Raw genomic sequence first — 16,098 nt, 5'->3', positions numbered from 1 at the left:
GGTGCCTCAAATGAATGCAAATCCCTTGTGGGAGCGAGCCTGCTCGCGATAGCGGTGTGACATTCAACATTGATTTCGGCTGAACCAACGCAATCGCGAGCAGGCTCACTCCCACAGGTTCTGCGGTGTTGATTTGGTTTACAGCTCAGTTCAGGCACTGCGCCCCGGCCTTGGCCACTTGGGCATCCTGCTCGGCCTTGACGCCGGACACGCCGACCGCGCCGATCACCTGGCCATCGACGATGATCGGTACTCCGCCTTCAAGGGAGGTCAGCAACGGCGCTGACAAAAACGCGTAGCGTCCTCCGTTGACCATTTCCTCATAGCCTTTCGATTCACGCCGGCCAAGGGCCGAAGTGCGGGCTTTTTCGGTGGCAATGTAGGCGCCGATCGGGGCGCAACCGTCGAGGCGCTCCAGGGCTAGTGGATGGCCGCCGTCGTCGACAATCACGATGGTCACGGCCCATTGATTGTTCTGCGCTTCGTTGCGTGCGGCGCTGAGAATCCGGCTGACTTCGGTCTGGCTGAGGACGGCTTTGCTTTTCATGGGGATACTCCAGGGCTCGATGAGGGCAACGCCGCTTCGACCAGTTCGATCCAGTGGCGCACAGGGGTTCGGCCCGCACCGTCAAGGTGCGACTGACAGCCGATATTGGCCGTGACAATGACTTCGGGATGACCGCTTTCCAGCGCATTGAGTTTGTTGTCGCGCAGTTGCCGGGACAGCTCTGGTTGGGTCAGCGAATAGGTGCCCGCCGAGCCGCAACACAGGTGACCGTCGGGAACAAACGTGAGGTTGAAACCCAGGCGCGTCAGCAGCGCTTCAACCGCACCGCCGAGTTTCTGTGCGTGCTGCAAGGTGCAGGGACAATGGAAGGCCAGGCGCTGGTCGCTGTGAATGCCGAGCGTGTCCAGCGGCTCGTCGCGCAACACTTCAACCAGATCCCTGGCCAGTGCGCTGACCTTTCTGGCCTTCTCGGCATACGCCGGATCGGTGCTGAGCAGGTGGCCGTAGTCTTTGATGAAGGCGCCGCAACCGCTGGCGGTTTGCACAATGGCTTCGGCCCCTTGCTCAATGCGCGGCCACCACGCGTCGATGTTGCGGCGGGCGCGATCAAGGCCGGCCGCTTGCGCGTCCAGATGGTAATCGACCGCGCCGCAGCAACCGGCCTCGCGCGCCGGTGTCACGCTGATCCCCAGTCTATCCAGGACGCGCGCGGTGGCCGCGTTAGTGTTCGGCGACAGGCTCGGCTGCACGCAGCCTTCGAGCATCAGCACCTGCCGGGCGTGGCGGACGACCGGGCGCTGTCTGGCCGGGTACACGTGGCGAGGCAACTTGGCTTGCAGCGTGTTGGGCAACAGCGCACGGAACACCTGACCGCTGCTGACCAGCGCTTTGAACAACCCCGAATTGGGCACCACGCTGCGCAAGCCTTCACGCAACAAGCGCTGGTCGAGCGAGCGCGGCACGGCCGCATCGACCACCGCGCGGCCAATGTCGAGCAAGTTGTGATAGTCGACGCCCGAGGGGCAAGTGGTTTCACAATTACGGCAGGACAGGCAGCGATCCAAATGCTGCTGGGTCTTTTGGGTGACTTCGTTGCCTTCCAGCACCTGCTTGATCAGGTAGATGCGCCCACGCGGCCCGTCCAGTTCATCGCCGAGCAATTGATAGGTCGGGCAGGTGGCGTTGCAGAAACCGCAGTGCACGCACGTGCGCAGGATGCTTTCGGCTTCTTCTGCGCGGGGCAGTTGGCGGGCCTGTTCGCTCAAGGTGGTCTGCATGGGTCAAAGCTCCGCGTACAGGCGACCGGGGTTGAAGAGGCCCCGTGGATCGAGTTGGTCCTTCAAGTTGCGGTGGTAGCGCATCAGTGCTGCGGGCAGCGGATGGAACGGGCTGTCAATCAGGCCGTGGCTGTAGCAGGTCACGTGCCCGCCGACTTCCGCGACGATCGAGCGAATGAACGCCGCTTCGGCATCGGATTTGAGCCAGCGCTGGGCGCCGCCCCAGTCGATCATTTGCAGGCCGGGCAGGGACAGTCGAGGGGTGTTGTGCGGGACGGACAGGCGCCAGAGCGGCTGGTCTTCATCAAAGAAGCTCAATCGATGTTCGTTGAGATCCGCCCAGTACGAAGCCTCCAGCAGCTCGCCGCCCAGTCGGTCGTGCGCCGCCGCCACGGAGCCTTCGCCACCCTCAAGCCGTAGATGCAGGCGCTGACCGTCGTGGCACGCAGCGCTGATCGGCAGCGGTTGCTGTCCCCATTCGGCGAGGCGCAGCAAGGCGCGATCGCTGTCCATTTCCAGGCTGATGCTTAACGCTTGCCGAGGTTTGGGCAGCACTTTCAGCGAGACTTCGGTGATCACGCCGAGCGAGCCATAACTGCCGGCCATCAAGCGCGACAAGTCGTAGCCGGCGACGTTTTTCATGACTTCGCCGCCGAAGCGCAAATGCTTGCCGTGGCCGGTGATGACTCGTGTCCCAAGGACGAAGTCCCTGACCGAGCCTGACCACGGACGTCGCGGCCCGGACAGCCCACTGGCAATCATCCCGCCCACGGTGGCGCCTTCACCGAAGGAGGGCGGTTCGCAGGGCAGCATCTGCTGCGCTGCATCCAGCACGTCGGCCAGTTCTGCCAACGGCGTGCCGCAGCGCGCGGTGATTACCAGCTCGGTCGGGTCGTAGCTGACGATGCCGCGGTGGCTGCGCGTGTCGAGCACTTCACCCGCCGCGATACGGCCCAGAAACGCTTTGCTGTTGGCGCCCTGGATGCGCAGCGGCGTGGCGTTTTGCAGGGCCTGGTTAACCTGGTCCAGTAGCGCGCCGCTGTCATCGATATCGTGTTCGCTGCGCATCAGAAACGCTCCAGTTCAGGGAAGGGCATCTGACCCAGGTGAACGTGCATCGCACCGAATTCGGCGCAGCGATGCAAGGTTGGAATATTCTTGCCCGGATTGAGCAGGCCGCCCGGATCGAACGCGGCTTTGACCGCATGAAACAGGGTCAGCTCATCGCTGTTGAACTGCGCGCACATCTGATTGATTTTCTCGCGGCCGACCCCGTGTTCGCCGGTGATGCTGCCGCCGACTTTCACGCACAATTCGAGGATCTTGCCGCCCAGGGCTTCGGCGCGATCGAGTTCGCCGGGTTGGTTGGCGTCGAACAGAATCAGCGGGTGCATGTTGCCGTCACCGGCATGGAAAACGTTGGCCACCCGCAGGTCGTATTCGGCCGACAGCGCAGCAATCGCGTGCAGCACGCCGGGCAGCTCGCGGCGCGGGATCGTCCCGTCCATGCAGTAATAATCCGGCGAGAGGCGGCCTACCGCCGGGAACGCATTCTTGCGCCCGGCCCAGAAACGTACGCGTTCCGCCTCATCCTTAGCCTGGCGGACTTCGGTCGCACCGGCCTGTTCCAGCACCTGACGCACACGGTCGCAGTCATCGTGGACGTCGGCTTCAACGCCATCGAGTTCGCACAGCAGAATGGCTTCGGCGTCGACCGGATAACCGGCGTGAATAAAATCTTCGGCGGCGCGAATGGCCAAGTTGTCCATCATTTCCAGACCACCCGGAATGATGCCGGCGGCAATAATGTCGCCGACTGCACGACCCGCCTTTTCGACGGAGTCGAACGCCGCCAGCAGCACCTTGGCCGTCTGCGGTTTCGGCAGCAGTTTGACCGTGACTTCGGTGATCACCCCCAGCATGCCTTCGGAGCCGGTAAACAACGCCAGCAGGTCAAACCCGGGCGAGTCGAGCGCTTCGGAGCCCAGGGTAAGGTGTTCGCCATCGACGGTGAGGATGTCGACCTTGAGCAGGTTGTGCACGGTCAGGCCGTATTTCAGGCAATGCACGCCACCGGCGTTTTCGGCCACGTTGCCGCCGATGGAACAGGCGATCTGCGAGGAGGGGTCCGGCGCGTAATACAAGCCGAACGGTGCGGCGGCCTGGGAAATCGCCAGGTTGCGCACGCCCGGCTGAACCCGCGCCGTGCGTGCGGCGGGGTCGATGTGCAGGATGTTGTTGAAACGCGCCATCACCAGCAGCACGCCTTTCTCGAGCGGTAGCGCACCGCCGGATAAACCGGTGCCGGCACCGCGAGCGACCACCGGCACATGAAACTCATGGCAAAGTTTGAGCACGCCCTGGACTTCGTCGATATGGCGCGGCAGCACCACCAGCATCGGCGTAGTGCGGTAAGCGGACAGTCCGTCGCATTCATACGGCTTGAGTTCTTCGCGCTGATGCAGGATTTCCAGGTCCGGCAGGCGAGCGCTCAGTGCCTGGAGCAGGGCGGCTCTGTCGACATCAGGCAGAACGCCGTCGACGCGTTCATCGTAGAGGATGTTCATAGGCGGTTCACGACCCTCCGTTTGTTTTTATTAGAGGTCTGCTTGCGGTGAAAGCTCACTTGCATCATTGGCCTGACGCGTCCTACTGTCCATGTGTTGTTTGAGTGGTCGAACCAGTTCTTCAGGGGGTATTTCCACGCTTCTGAGAAAAATAACCGTCTAAACATAAGCTTAGGGTTGTATTCGAACGTGGCGGGTTTTATTGGTGAGGCTGGTCATACCAGTAGGAGGTTCGATGGAGAGTGCGAAAGTGCCCCGTAATCCCCAAGTCGCAGACGTGGTCTGTGAGCGCATAGAACGCCTGATCGTCGACGGGGTCCTCAAGACCGGTCAATTGTTGCCTTCGGAACGGCGCCTGACGGAGAAGCTCGGCGTCTCGCGCACAGCGCTGCGCGAGGGCCTGAATTTGTTGCGCGCCCGGGGGATTATCAAGACGGAGCAGGGCAAGGGATCCTTTGTCGCTGAACTGTCGGGCCACGGCGCCGCGTCGCCGCTGATGCATTTGTTCAGCTCACAACCGCGCACGCTTTACGATTTGTTCGAGGTGCGCAGCCTGCTTGAGGGAGAGTCCGCTCGCCTGGCCGCATTGCGCGGGACCGAGGCGGATTTTGTCCTCATCACCCGCAGCTATGAAGCGTTGCTCGATGCCCGCACGCGGTCGATGGAAGCGAGCGAACACGCCCGGCTCGATCATGCCTTTCATCTGGCGATCTGCGAGGCCTCGCACAACCCGGTGCTGGTGCAAACCTTGCGCTCGCTGACCGACTTGCTGCTCAACACCGTGTTCGCCTCGGTCAACAACCTCTACCACCGCGCACCGCAAAAACGTCAGATCGACCGTCAGCACGCCCGGCTCTACAACGCCGTGACCGGCCGCATGCCGGAGCAGGCGCGCAAGGCGGCCATCGCGCACATCCAGAGCATCTGCGAGAACCTCAGGGAAATCGAAAGCGAGGAGCAGCGCCTGGTCCGGGCCACGTTGCGCCTGGAAGGGTGGGCCTGAGGGCACCTTCGCCGGAAAGCTCGGGCGCACTCGATTTCAAGCTTCGTTCCTGGACAAATCCTCGCCCTCTGGGGTGGAGGCGCAATGCTATCATTTAAAGGAGTTGTCATGCAATTTGGGAAAATTCTAGGGTTGGCCTTGGTGCTCGGGCTAAGTGGTTGCGCCAGCTTTACCAAAGACGAAGTCGCTCCGGTCAATTTGCCATCGATGGCCAGTTATTCGAACAAACCGAATGTCTACGTAGACTTCGATTTCTATCAAGGCGAGCCGAAAAGCGCTTCAGCCGTTGAAATGCCGCAAGCACGCGACATGCTAAAGCCGGAGCTGCAAAAAGTGCTGACCGATTCCGGTCTGTTCGGTCGCGTCACACTGGACGAGTTCCAGAAGCAGCCGGGTGATTACAACCTGCGCTTGAAGGTTTACAACCATCCACCGGGCGGTGGTCAGATGGTCATGGCCTTTATCAGTGGCCTGACGTTTACCGTCATCCCGACACTGGCGACCGACCAATACACCATGAGCCTGGAGACGCTGGATTCCCAAGGGCAGACGCTGACCAACGCGAGCAACCATGACGGAATCAATACCTGGATGGGCATCTGGTTTGTGCCGTTGATGGCCAACACCCCGAAAGAGGCAATCAGCGATACCTTCAGCCGCCAGGTCAATGCTCTGCTCAAGCAAGTCGTCGAGAGCAAAAGCCTGAAATACTCGGCACTCGATGCACAGGTGCCGCGGGCCTGACAAAAAAAAGAGCCGCACAAGCGGCTCTTTTTTTGCCCTTACTTGAGGGCTTGAATGAACTGCGGGTCGCTGTACAACGTCTTCAGCAAATCACGAACCATCGGGTTGTAGGCATTGGCCGCATTGGGGATCGCAATGGCGCCGAAAAAGCTGCTGTCCCACTGGCGGCTGACATCCTTGGTCGCGTCGTAAACCACCTCGTTGCCCTTGAGCAATGTAAAGCGCGCAGCAAGCTGGCCCGTGCCAGTGCCCATGCCTGCGGTCAGTTCATTCTTGACGACCAGCACATCCAGATGTCGCTGAGCTTGCGGGTTCAGCAGGCCCGCCCGACCCAGTTCTTCGGTAATCGCGTCCTGTATATGTTGCGTGATACTGCCGCTCGGCGAGCTGATCGGGTTGGCCCGGACTGTCAGTGAGCCCTGACCGGCATCCGCCTTGACCTGAGCATTGCTGATCGATTGCAGGGGTGGGGTTTGCTTGAGCTGTTGGACGTTTTCAAAGCTCGGCTCATAACGGGTCATGGTCACGCCACAACCTTGCAGCAGCAGGACGAACAGAGGGACCAACAATAGAAGTTTTTTCACGGCGTTTCCTTACGTGAGTGTTACCGGGGGCAGGATTATCGACTGATGGCAGATGGCTAGCAACTCGCTTTTAAACGTCGCTCAGAGAAGCGTTGTGCATTTGCCCGGCAGGGCCACGTTGCGCCTGGAAGGGTGGGCCTGAGGGCACCTTCGCCGGAAAGCTCGGGCGCACTCGATTTCAAGCTTCGTTCCTGGACAAATCCTCGGTTCTGTTCATGACGATGATGGCGTCGCCTCCACCCAAAGAGCTTGCCTTGCGCGGCCAGCGCGCTTTGAGAAATCGATCTTTGCCTACCCATGTCAGGCACACCTTGTCCGTTTGATTACCGCCCAGAATCCGGTACGCGTTGCTATCCTCGCCGGTATAGAACCCGACATGACCCTTGCCGCTGTTTTTTGATTCACGCCAGAAGACCATCACCGCGCCGAGTCGTGGCACGGTGGATTCGCCAAACTTTTCCCATTGCCGCGCACCCAGGGGATTCGAAGGAAGCACTTCTTCGGGCATCGTAGAACCCACGCAATGCGCTACAAACAGACCGCACCAAGGCACCTCGTCGCCGGGATAGTGAAGGTCGAGATCGTCGGCCCAATCCAGAATGGTGGGATTGTTCTTGCGGCCAAGGACTTCCCTGGTGCCTATCAAATTCTCTGCTTCCGCGAGCCACGGTAAAAGTGGTCCCGCAGGGATATGGTCAACGTCAGAAAACAAGGCGGAGGAGGTTTTGGGACCGACGATGCCATCGGCCTCCAGTCCAACGCTGTCCTGAAAGGCTTTCACTGCGGCGATGGTTCTTCTCCCCCAGATCCCGTCCACTTCGCCGGGAAAAAAGCCGTCGGCAATCAGTGCCTGTTGAATACTTCTTACCGTTTCACTGCTCATATCAATCTCCAGACGATGGCGACTCAGGGAACGACTTTGCCGAGCAAATCCTTCGGCCCGACGATCGCCGGCTTCTGGTCATAACCCAGCTCGGCCAGGAGCTTGCCCGTCGCGCGAACCAGGGCATTGAACGTTGGTCTGTGCTTGGATGAGCGCAGCGTTTGGGCAAGCGCGTAGGTGAACGCACCGTAGGAAATGACGCCGTGGCGGTATTCGTAAGACAACTGGGATTCGCCGCAGGCGTACATGAGGATCGGCAGAAAGGGCCCTTCGTGTTTATAAGCGGCGCGTCGTTTGTCGTAGAGCTTATCGTCGTAACCGCGCACCGCGATGGCCTGGCCGACCCGCCGGATACCGTCGCGATTGCTCACGGTGTTGGCCGATTCGGCTTTCTGTGCGCTTTTGCGGGCCCGTTTCACCCAGTCACGTTCCACCCACATTTGCAGCCCGGACTCCCAGCGCAGCGCGCGATGGCGGATGTCATCCGGCGGCGTCAGCCCGCGTGCGCGGCGAGCACCTTCACGCGTCATGCCGCCCGAATGGCAGCAATCGAAGATCGTGATGAACTGCGTTCTGTAGGGCAGCTGGATGTAGAGGTCGCGGAAATCGTTGTCGACGATGGCATGTTCCGGCGTCCAGTCGAAGTCCCACGGGCACAGGCATTCGTCGATGCGGTCGGCTTCACCCGTGGCATTGGTGTTGGGAATCTGCGCACCGTGCCCGGAATAAAACAGTACCCGGCGGTCACCGGCCTGGGCGTCGTCGAGCAACCAATGCAGGCGATCGCGAATGCCAGCAGCGGTAGCGCGGTCATCAAGGACGACGCGGATATCGTCCGGCGAAAATTTCGACTCTTGCAGCAAAGAACTCATCAGGAAAACGTCATTGACGCAACCTTCGAGTCGATCGGACGGATTGGGGTAGTTGTTGATGCCGATCAGCAACGCCTTGTCCCGCGAGCGCCGCACCGTGCGCGCCTTGGGGACAGCAATGCCCAGTGACTTGTCGACGGCGGCGAGTCGCTTGTCGAAGCCTTTCGCTTTGCCGGCCTGCAACAGGGGACCCCAGACATTGGTCACGGTCTCGGCATGGCCGAGGTAGTAAGTCGCGTCATGATTGAGGACGTCGCCGGGCTTATCAAACGGCGTCATGACCTGGGTGAAGTTGGTATCGCGCAGATACAGCGGCGCCGTAAAAACCTGATCGTGCTCGTTGTAGAGGTGATACCACTTGCGCGCATCGTCGATGCCTTCAATGCGCCCGCCAAATGTCTCGCGCACTGCCGGGTTGGCAATCTGCGAGCCGAACGTGATAAGCACCCGGTTGTTCATCAGGGAGGGATCCCGACGAAACGTGTCATAGGCAACCAGCGTACCCAGACTGTGCGCACAGACGATGTCCGGTTGCGAATCGCTGATAACACTGGCGAGGTCCTTACGCAGGGTGGTCCGTAGCGCTTCGTCCGCGGACCACTGGGCAACCATGCCGGCCGTCCAGCGCAGGCGATCGGGAAACTGCCCGATGCCGCGATTGCGCCGGAACACGTCACCCACTGAATGGATGACCGCGCTGGTCAGAAGTCGCAGCGTGGCCTCGGCGATGTCGGCCGCCCCCAGTCCACTGGAGGAAAAGCGTTCGTCGTATTGAAAATAATCCAGCTCGACGTCGGTATTCGGCGCCACTCGCGCCACTGCCGTAGTAATCGCCCGGTGCCAGGACGCCTGAAAACTCTCGTCTGCTTCTTCGTGGCCTATGCCATGTATACATAGAATTTTGATTTTCATGTTCATTCCCTTGCACTGACAGCAAACTTGCCGGCGACGTAGAAAACGGATGTTTTTACGTGGTGGGCTATTAACACTCCATAGGTGGAAACAAGTATTCATCCAGGGTGTTGCGGAAAGCGTTATTAAAGTGTGCTTATTAGGTGTTTCGGATTGAGCATATTAGAAGAGTTAAAATCGTTCGAATTTTTTTTATGATCAATTGGAATGAAGAAGCTGGTTTTCAGTGGGGGCAGTGATTGCGAGTTGTTTTTGTTGTGTAAGATGATGATTGTAAAAAATATTAAATATAAAGATTGGTATTGGTATTTTCAGTTGAAGTGGCTGTTTTAGTTCGAATTTACAAACGGTTTTTAGGGGGGTATTACGTCCTGCAGTTTCTGGTTGTCTACTGTCTTACTTGCGTTACAGTCAGGTGTGCCAAAGTTGAAACAATAGACTCATTTCTGAAACAAATAATGCCGGGTTCAGGTGATGAAAAAATAAGTAGTGGATAAAAAAGGCGCGGCCTGTCTTTTTGGTGATGAGTTGGTCATCGGTTACCGAGTCTTCATGTTTTGAAAAATGTCAGATTCTTTATTGCCGCGGTGGCCAACTTCGAACGAACGACCAGACCCACTGCTCACGACAAAAGCGCAGGACCTGGAAACGGCACGACTGTCGTAAAAACGACCTGTTTACGCTGAACGCGAACCCTGGTCACTTTTCTGTTGAACGAGTGTTCAGCTTCGACTATGTTCGTTCCACCTCCCCGGCTGGTTGCGCGGGCTTGCGTTTCTTCTTTTCGAACGAGGCACTGGCATGCGGTTTTCACCCTTTGTTGAGCGGATTTCAGGCGACGGTGTCGCCGCCTGGGATATTCACAATGCGGCATTTGAAGCCCAGCGCCGCGGTGAGGATGTGATCATTCTCAGCGTCGGCGACCCGGATTTCCCCACCCCTGATTTCATCACCGATGCCGCGATTCATGCGCTGCGCGAGGGTGACACCCATTACACTGAAATCGCCGGTCGCCAGGCTTTGCGTGAAGCCATCGCCGCTCGGTACAGCGTGCTGTTCGACCGTGAGGTGACGGCGCCAAACGTCATCATTTCGGCGGGGGCACAGAACGCGCTGTTCATCACCTCGATGTGCCTGCTCAATACCGGCGACGAAGTGATTGCCCTGGACCCGATGTACGTGACCTACGAGGCAACGCTCAAGGCGTCCGGCGCCACGTTGGTGCGCGTGCCGTGCTCGGCGGATTCAGGTTTCCGGCTCGATGCCGCCGTGCTGGCCAAGGCCATCACCCCGCGCACCCGGGCGCTGTTCTTCTCCAATCCGAATAATCCGACCGGAGTGGTGCTCAACCGCGAAGAGCTGCAAGCCATCGCCGACCTCGCCATCCAGCATGACCTGTGGGTTGTGGTGGACGAGGTCTACGAGAGCCTGACGTTCGAGCGAGAGCACCTCAGCCTCGCCGCACTGCCGGGCATGGCCGAGCGCTGCATTGTGGTCGGCAGTCTGTCGAAATCCCATGCCATGACCGGCTGGCGTACCGGTTGGATCGTCGCTGATGAAGCCCTCGTGGCTCACGCCGAAACCCTGGTGTTGAGCATGCTTTACGGCTTGCCGGGCTTTGTCATGGATGCTGCGCTCAAGGCTGTTCTAGCCCATGAAGAGGTGACCCACGGCATGCGCGACATCTACCGCCGTCGTCGCGACCTGGTGGTGACCAGCCTGTCGGATTGCCCGGGTATTTCTGTGCTCACTCCCGATGCCGGCATGTTCGTGCTGGTGGACGTGCGTGACACCGGCCTGACCTCTTTGGAATTCGCCTGGCGGCTGTTGCGCGAGGCGCGCGTATCGGTGCTGGATGCGGCGGCTTTCGGTGAGCCTGCCCAAGGCTTTGTGCGGCTCTCGTTCACTTTGGGTGAAGAACGACTGGCCCAGGCCTGCCAGCGTATTCGCGACTTTGTCCTGGTGTTGAAAGGCGAAGCGCCGCGGCCGGTGATCAGCCGTGTCACTTGCGAAGCGATCGCTGAACCGGTCAAGGCCAAGACCATGATCGAGGTCGATGGCCTGCACAAACGCTTCGGCAATATCGAGGTCCTCAAAGGCGTTTCCCTGACGGCTCGCGAAGGCGATGTGATCTCACTGATCGGCGCCAGCGGTTCGGGCAAGAGCACCTTGTTGCGCTGCATCAACATGCTCGAAGTGCCGGATCAAGGCAGCATTCATGTCGACGGCGAAAGCATCAAGCTCAATTACGGCATTCCCGGCGCGCCGCTGGTGGCGGATGCGAAGCAACTGGTGCGCATCCGCTCGACCCTCGGCATGGTGTTCCAGAACTTCAACCTGTGGCCTCACCGCACGGTGCTCGAGAACCTCATCGAGGCGCCGACCCAGGTCCTGCGTGAAAGCCGTGCCGAGGCCACTGAACGGGCCGAAGCCTTGCTCGAACGCGTGGGGCTGGCCGCCAAGCGCAATGAATACCCGGCGTTTCTCTCCGGCGGCCAGCAGCAACGGGTGGCGATTGCCCGGGCCCTGGCCATGCGGCCCAAGGTCATGCTGTTCGATGAACCCACCTCGGCACTCGACCCGGAACTGGTCGGCGAAGTGCTGCGGGTGATCCGCTCCCTCGCGGAAGAAGGCCGGACCATGATCCTGGTGACCCATGAAATGGCTTTCGCCCGCGATGTCTCCTCCAAAGTCGCCTATCTGCACCAGGGGCTGATCGAGGAAACCGGTTCGCCGGACGACGTTTTCGTACACCCACGCAGCGAGCGTTGCCGACAATTCGTCAACGCTCATCAGACTCGCTAATAACATCATAAAAAGACGGGGCAACATCATGGGAAATCGACGTTTGGCAAACTGGATGACGGGCGTGGCCTGCGTATTACTGGCCGGGATGAGCGCGGCCCAGGCCCAGCCGATCAGGTTCGCAGTCGCAGCGGAACCCTATCCGCCGTACACCGAGAAGCAGGCCAACGGTGAATGGAAAGGCTTTGAAGTCGACCTGATCCACAAGCTGTGCAGCGAAATGAAAGCCGAGTGCGAGATCAAGGAAGTGGCGTGGGATGGCATCATCCCGTCGCTGCTGGCCAAGAAGATCGACGTGATCTTCTCGTCGATGTCGGTGACTGATGAGCGTGAAAAGCAGATCGCCTTCAGCAAGGCGTATTACGACTCCGTGATTGCGATTGTCGGGCCGAAGGGCACGTCGGTGAAAAAGTATCCGGATGACCTCAAGGGCAAGATCATCGGTGTGCAGAACTCCACCGTGAGCGCCAGCTACCTCAAGCAGTACTACGAAAAAATCGCTGACGTGAAGTATTACGACACCCAGGACTCGGCCAACGCCGACCTGATTGCCGGTCGCATCGACCTGATGATGGCGGACGGCACGGCGATGGCGTCTTTCGTCCAGACCCCGGATGCCCGCAACAGCAACCTCGAATACCTGGGCGCCGTGCCCTATGACCCGATCTTCGGCAAAGGCGTGGGCGCCGGCCTGCGCAAGGACGACGCCGAACTCAAGGCCAGACTCGACAAGGCAATCACCTCCTTGCTGGCCAGCAAAGACTATGACGACCTGTCCCAGCATTACTTCGGTACCAGCGTGAAACCCGCGTTCTGACCTGACCCGGAACCTGTGGGAGCGAGCCTCCTCGCGATGGCGGCGGATCAGTCGACTTCTTAGTTGAATGATAGATAGCTATCGCGAGCAGGNNGACTTCTTAGTTGAATGATAGATAGCTATCGCGAGCAGGCTCGCTCCCACAGGGGATGTGCGCTAACTGGAGACTGAAATGCCAGCCATGTTCGAATTGATCAACTTCAGCGAAACAGGATGGGGCAGTGCGCTGTTGAAGGGTCTTTGGATGACCCTGCAAATATCGGCCGGGGCCTTTGTGGTCGGGCTGTTCATCGGTCTGGTGGTGGCCTGCCTGAAGCTCGGCGCGCCAAAGCCAATTGCAGCGCTGATGCGCGGTTACACAACCTTGTTCCGGGCGATTCCGGAGTTGCTGCTGATCCTGCTGCTGTACTACGTCGGCTCCATGCTCCTCAATTCGCTGATGACGCAGATGGGCTATGGCGTCGTCAATGTCAGCGGCCCGTTAGCCGCCATCGTGGTACTGGGGCTGGTGCAGGGCGCTTACGCTTCGGAGATTTTTCGTGCGGCAATCCTGGCGATTCCCCATGGCCAGATTGAAGCGGCGCGGGCCTTTGGCTTGAGCGGCATCGGCCTGTTCCGCCGGGTGACCTTGCCGATCATGGCGCCGTACGCTCTGGCCGGCATGTCCAACCTGTGGATCAACCTGATCAAGGACAGCGCCTTGATCAGTGTGGTCGGCACCAACGAATTGCTCTACACCGCCAAGCAGGCGGCGGGTTCGACCCGTCAATACTTACTGTTCTACCTCACGGCCGCCGCCTTGTATTACCTGGTGACGNTGGTGTCCAACTACCTGTCTGGACGGCTCGAGCGGCGTATTCGTCGCTGGATGCCTTTGGCTGAGTGAATGAAATGATTCCAGCGTGGATAGTTGAATACGCGGCGCTGTTGGGCCGGGGACTGCAAACGACCATCACCATCCTGTTGATTTCCAGTGTGTTCGGTTTTGCACTGGCGGTGCTGGTGGCGCTGGCGCGGATCTCGAAAAACAAGGTGATCGCCAAGGCCAGCCTGTTCTACACCAGCGTGTTGCGCGGTACGCCGTTGCTGATCCAGATCTACATCTTCTACTACGGGCTCGGCAGCGTGTTTGCGCAGTTCCCGCTGATACGCGGCAGTTTTCTCTGGCCGTATTTGCGCGATGGTTATTGGTACATCGTCTTTGCCCTGGTGCTGTCGGTAGGCGCTTATGTCGGTGAAGTGATTCGCGGCGGCCTGTTGGCGGTGCCCAAAGGCGAGATGGAAGCGGCCTCGGCGTTTGGCATGACACCGCGCCAATCGCTGTTGCGAGTGCGTTTGCCTCGGGCGCTGCGGTTGCTGTTGCCGACACTGGCCGGGGAAACCGTGATGTTGCTGAAATCCACGGCCCTGGCCTCGACGATTGCGATTGTCGACCTGCTGGGCGCGGCCAACGTGGTGCGGGCGCAGACGTTGCAGATCTATCAACCGCTGTTGCTGGTGGCCGGTGTCTACCTGTGCCTGACGTTCCTGATCGAGGCGNTTTNTGCCTTTGCCGAACGGCGCGGGACGCCTGTGCGCAGGTCGGTGTAATGAGCACGTCGCAGGTCGTCGACCGATCGCTGCAGGGCATTGGCCTGTGCACCTTGGGGTACGCGTTCCTGGCGTTGCAGGACGCGGTCATCAAATGGTTGGTGGCTGATTACTCGGTGTTCACCATCCTGTTCTGGCGCAGCCTGGTGGTGGTGGGCGCCTGCGTGATCGCCGGGCGCCTGCGCCTGGTCCAGCGGGCCTGGCGTTCGCCGAGTCGGCGCTTGCTGGTGGTGCGCGGTTTGCTGTCGATTGTGGCCTGGCTGCTGTATTACACGGCCGCCCGGGACCTGTCCCTGGCGGAAATGACCACCTTGTATTTTTCCGCGCCGATCATGGTCACGGTGCTGGCGGCGGTGATTCTCAAGGAGCAGGCCAGCGGCTGGCAGTGGTTTTCCCTGATCCTCGGGTTTGTCGGGGTGATCATCGCCTGCCGCCCGAGCAACATCGCCGACCCGTGGCCCATTGTCCTGACACTGCTGGCGGCGATGTGCTGGGCGTTCACTTACATCCAGTTGCGCCAGGTAGATGACCAGACCTCGGTGCTGGAGCAGATGCTGATCACCAACGTGGTGTTCGTGCTGTGCATGACGGTCGCGCTGCCCTGGACGTTCACCCCGGCACCGACGCCGGCGTGGCTGGGAATGCTGGTTGCCGGTCTGGTGGGCGGTATCGGTCAGTTCCTGCTGTTTGCCAGTTTTCAGCGGGCCACCGCCACCTTGCTGGCGCCGTTCGAGTACACCGGGCTGATCTGGGCGTTCCTGCTGTCGAGCTTGATCTGGGGCACGCTGATGGATGTGTCGCTGATGATCGGTGCCGGCCTGATCGCGGTCAGCGGCACCCTGGCGATGATCTTCGGCCGCCATCCCTCACAGGATGTCGTCGGTGCTGAATGCTCCGTGACGCAACCCCTGTACCCAACAGCGGCAGATATGCAGGCCGTTGGCGGGGCTGAAAGTGCCGGGGTTGAGGCACCCCTCGATCCAGAGTCCGTCGAGCATCGCCGATAAACCGATGGCGGCCAGGCGCGTGTCACCGATCACGAAACCTTCGCTGGCGGCCATGTCATCGAGCAACTGGCGCAGTAGATCGAGGTAGGCGCGGTAGCTTTTTTCGTGGGACTGGCTGACGTGTTCGGAGTGCCGGATCAGGCTCCAGAACACCACCCAGACGCTCAGCAATTGCGACTCCATGACCCTCGGCGAAAAAGAGCCTTTGAGAAACGCGTCCATCTTTTCGGCTGGGGTGGCGACCTGCTGGATTTCCTGGCGCAGGGCGGTGGTCAGTTCGTTCGCGATCTTCTGATACGTGTCGGCGATCAACGCATCGATGCTGCCGAAATGGTGATTGAGCAGGCCGACGGACACCCCGGCTTCGGTGGCAATACGGCGCACGGAAATGCCGGCATGACCATCACGGACCAAGCATCGTACCGTGGCGGCCACCAGCATTTCGCGGCGCTCATCGGGTTCTGCGCGACGGTTCTTTGGAGAGGGGGTTGTCACAAGGGAATCCTTGGGTGCAGTGCCAGGTTGGCGA

Annotated in this window: 14 protein-coding genes and 1 pseudogene; 7 read left to right on the top strand and 8 right to left on the bottom strand. The window is 59.9% G+C overall.

What is annotated here, in order from left to right; genetic code table 11:
* Window positions 1–145: 145 nt before the first annotated feature.
* The 4 genes from B7L09_RS05130 to glcD are packed head-to-tail and all read right to left on the bottom strand — an operon-like array spanning window position 146 to window position 4,352.
* Window positions 146–547, bottom strand: coding sequence for a heme-binding protein (locus tag B7L09_RS05130; protein WP_010459048.1), 402 nt, complete (start codon window positions 545–547; stop codon window positions 146–148).
* Window positions 544–1,785, bottom strand: a complete 1,242-nt coding sequence (glcF, locus tag B7L09_RS05125; RefSeq protein WP_094467981.1) for a glycolate oxidase subunit GlcF — start codon at window positions 1,783–1,785, stop codon at window positions 544–546. Before glcF ends, B7L09_RS05130 begins: the two co-directional genes overlap by 4 nt.
* A 3-nt stretch (window positions 1,786–1,788) precedes the next feature.
* Window positions 1,789–2,853, bottom strand: a complete 1,065-nt coding sequence (gene glcE / locus B7L09_RS05120) for a glycolate oxidase subunit GlcE (RefSeq protein WP_094467980.1) — start codon at window positions 2,851–2,853, stop codon at window positions 1,789–1,791.
* Entirely contained in the window at window positions 2,853–4,352 is a 1,500-nt protein-coding gene (gene glcD / locus B7L09_RS05115) for a glycolate oxidase subunit GlcD (RefSeq protein WP_094467979.1), read from the bottom strand. The genes glcE and glcD overlap by 1 nt, the downstream gene beginning before the upstream one ends.
* A 235-nt stretch (window positions 4,353–4,587) precedes the next feature.
* On the opposite strand from glcD, the gene glcC reads away from it, so the two are divergent.
* Window positions 4,588–5,355: a transcriptional regulator GlcC gene (gene glcC / locus B7L09_RS05110; protein ID WP_094467978.1), complete on the top strand. Its 768-nt coding sequence runs from the start codon at window positions 4,588–4,590 to the stop codon at window positions 5,353–5,355.
* Window positions 5,356–5,463: 108 nt separating this feature from the next.
* Window positions 5,464–6,099 (top strand): hypothetical protein, encoded by a 636-nt coding sequence (locus B7L09_RS05105; RefSeq protein ID WP_010459059.1) that lies wholly within the window; start codon window positions 5,464–5,466, stop codon window positions 6,097–6,099.
* 38 nt (window positions 6,100–6,137) lie between these two features.
* On the opposite strand, the gene B7L09_RS05100 is transcribed toward B7L09_RS05105, so the two are convergent.
* From B7L09_RS05100 to B7L09_RS05090, 3 genes are all read right to left on the bottom strand, one after another.
* A complete protein-coding gene (locus B7L09_RS05100; RefSeq protein WP_010459060.1) occupies window positions 6,138–6,683 on the bottom strand; it encodes a hypothetical protein in 546 nt (181 codons plus the stop codon).
* Between the two features lie 178 nt (window positions 6,684–6,861).
* Window positions 6,862–7,566 carry an NlpC/P60 family protein gene (locus B7L09_RS05095; RefSeq protein WP_094467977.1) on the bottom strand — a complete coding sequence of 235 codons (705 nt, stop codon included), beginning with the start codon at window positions 7,564–7,566 and terminating at the stop codon, window positions 6,862–6,864.
* Between the two features lie 23 nt (window positions 7,567–7,589).
* Window positions 7,590–9,350, bottom strand: a complete 1,761-nt coding sequence (locus B7L09_RS05090; protein ID WP_176457664.1) for a caspase family protein — start codon at window positions 9,348–9,350, stop codon at window positions 7,590–7,592.
* A gap of 801 nt (window positions 9,351–10,151) precedes the next feature.
* On the opposite strand from B7L09_RS05090, the gene B7L09_RS32605 reads away from it, so the two are divergent.
* From B7L09_RS32605 to B7L09_RS32270, 5 genes are all read left to right on the top strand, one after another.
* Window positions 10,152–12,155, top strand: coding sequence for an aminotransferase class I/II-fold pyridoxal phosphate-dependent enzyme (locus tag B7L09_RS32605; protein ID WP_094467975.1), 2,004 nt, complete (start codon window positions 10,152–10,154; stop codon window positions 12,153–12,155).
* Window positions 12,156–12,183: 28 nt separating this feature from the next.
* Window positions 12,184–12,972 carry a transporter substrate-binding domain-containing protein gene (locus B7L09_RS05080; RefSeq protein ID WP_094467974.1) on the top strand — a complete coding sequence of 263 codons (789 nt, stop codon included), beginning with the start codon at window positions 12,184–12,186 and terminating at the stop codon, window positions 12,970–12,972.
* Window positions 12,973–13,144: 172 nt separating this feature from the next.
* Window positions 13,145–13,858 (top strand): ABC transporter permease, encoded by a 714-nt coding sequence (locus B7L09_RS05075; protein WP_094467973.1) that lies wholly within the window; start codon window positions 13,145–13,147, stop codon window positions 13,856–13,858.
* Between the two features lie 5 nt (window positions 13,859–13,863).
* On the top strand, window positions 13,864–14,562 hold the full coding sequence (locus tag B7L09_RS05070) for an ABC transporter permease (protein WP_094467982.1): 699 nt from the start codon (window positions 13,864–13,866) through the stop codon (window positions 14,560–14,562).
* Window positions 14,562–15,569: a DMT family transporter gene (locus B7L09_RS32270; protein WP_094467972.1), complete on the top strand. Its 1,008-nt coding sequence runs from the start codon at window positions 14,562–14,564 to the stop codon at window positions 15,567–15,569. Before B7L09_RS05070 ends, B7L09_RS32270 begins: the two co-directional genes overlap by 1 nt.
* Here B7L09_RS32270 and B7L09_RS05060 read toward each other — a convergent pair.
* Window positions 15,525–16,010 (bottom strand): annotated as a pseudogene (locus B7L09_RS05060) (TetR family transcriptional regulator C-terminal domain-containing protein); the annotation flags it as partial. The gene B7L09_RS32270 and the pseudogene B7L09_RS05060 sit on opposite strands and share 45 nt — an antisense overlap.
* Window positions 16,011–16,098 lie beyond the last annotated feature (88 nt).

The sequence above is a fragment of the Pseudomonas mandelii genome, assembly GCF_002251635.1.
Classification (GTDB): Bacteria; Pseudomonadota; Gammaproteobacteria; order Pseudomonadales; family Pseudomonadaceae; genus Aquipseudomonas; species Aquipseudomonas mandelii_B.
Note: the sequence above shows the minus strand (reverse complement) of the source record. Positions and strands in the feature narration are given on the sequence as shown.

What these genes read in the sequence shown, in the direction of transcription:
- B7L09_RS32270 (WP_094467972.1), top strand. Translation starts at nt 14,562, where the DNA reads ATGAGCACGTCGCAGGTCGTCGACCGATCGCTGCAGGGCATTGGCCTG.
- glcF (WP_094467981.1), bottom strand. Translation starts at nt 1,785, where the DNA reads ATGCAGACCACCTTGAGCGAACAGGCCCGCCAACTGCCCCGCGCAGAA.
- B7L09_RS05090 (WP_176457664.1), bottom strand. Translation starts at nt 9,350, where the DNA reads ATGAAAATCAAAATTCTATGTATACATGGCATAGGCCACGAAGAAGCA.
- glcE (WP_094467980.1), bottom strand. Translation starts at nt 2,853, where the DNA reads ATGCGCAGCGAACACGATATCGATGACAGCGGCGCGCTACTGGACCAG.
- glcD (WP_094467979.1), bottom strand. Translation starts at nt 4,352, where the DNA reads ATGAACATCCTCTACGATGAACGCGTCGACGGCGTTCTGCCTGATGTC.
- B7L09_RS05080 (WP_094467974.1), top strand. Translation starts at nt 12,184, where the DNA reads ATGGGAAATCGACGTTTGGCAAACTGGATGACGGGCGTGGCCTGCGTA.
- B7L09_RS05095 (WP_094467977.1), bottom strand. Translation starts at nt 7,566, where the DNA reads ATGAGCAGTGAAACGGTAAGAAGTATTCAACAGGCACTGATTGCCGAC.
- B7L09_RS05130 (WP_010459048.1), bottom strand. Translation starts at nt 547, where the DNA reads ATGAAAAGCAAAGCCGTCCTCAGCCAGACCGAAGTCAGCCGGATTCTC.
- B7L09_RS32605 (WP_094467975.1), top strand. Translation starts at nt 10,152, where the DNA reads ATGCGGTTTTCACCCTTTGTTGAGCGGATTTCAGGCGACGGTGTCGCC.
- B7L09_RS05105 (WP_010459059.1), top strand. Translation starts at nt 5,464, where the DNA reads ATGCAATTTGGGAAAATTCTAGGGTTGGCCTTGGTGCTCGGGCTAAGT.
- glcC (WP_094467978.1), top strand. Translation starts at nt 4,588, where the DNA reads ATGGAGAGTGCGAAAGTGCCCCGTAATCCCCAAGTCGCAGACGTGGTC.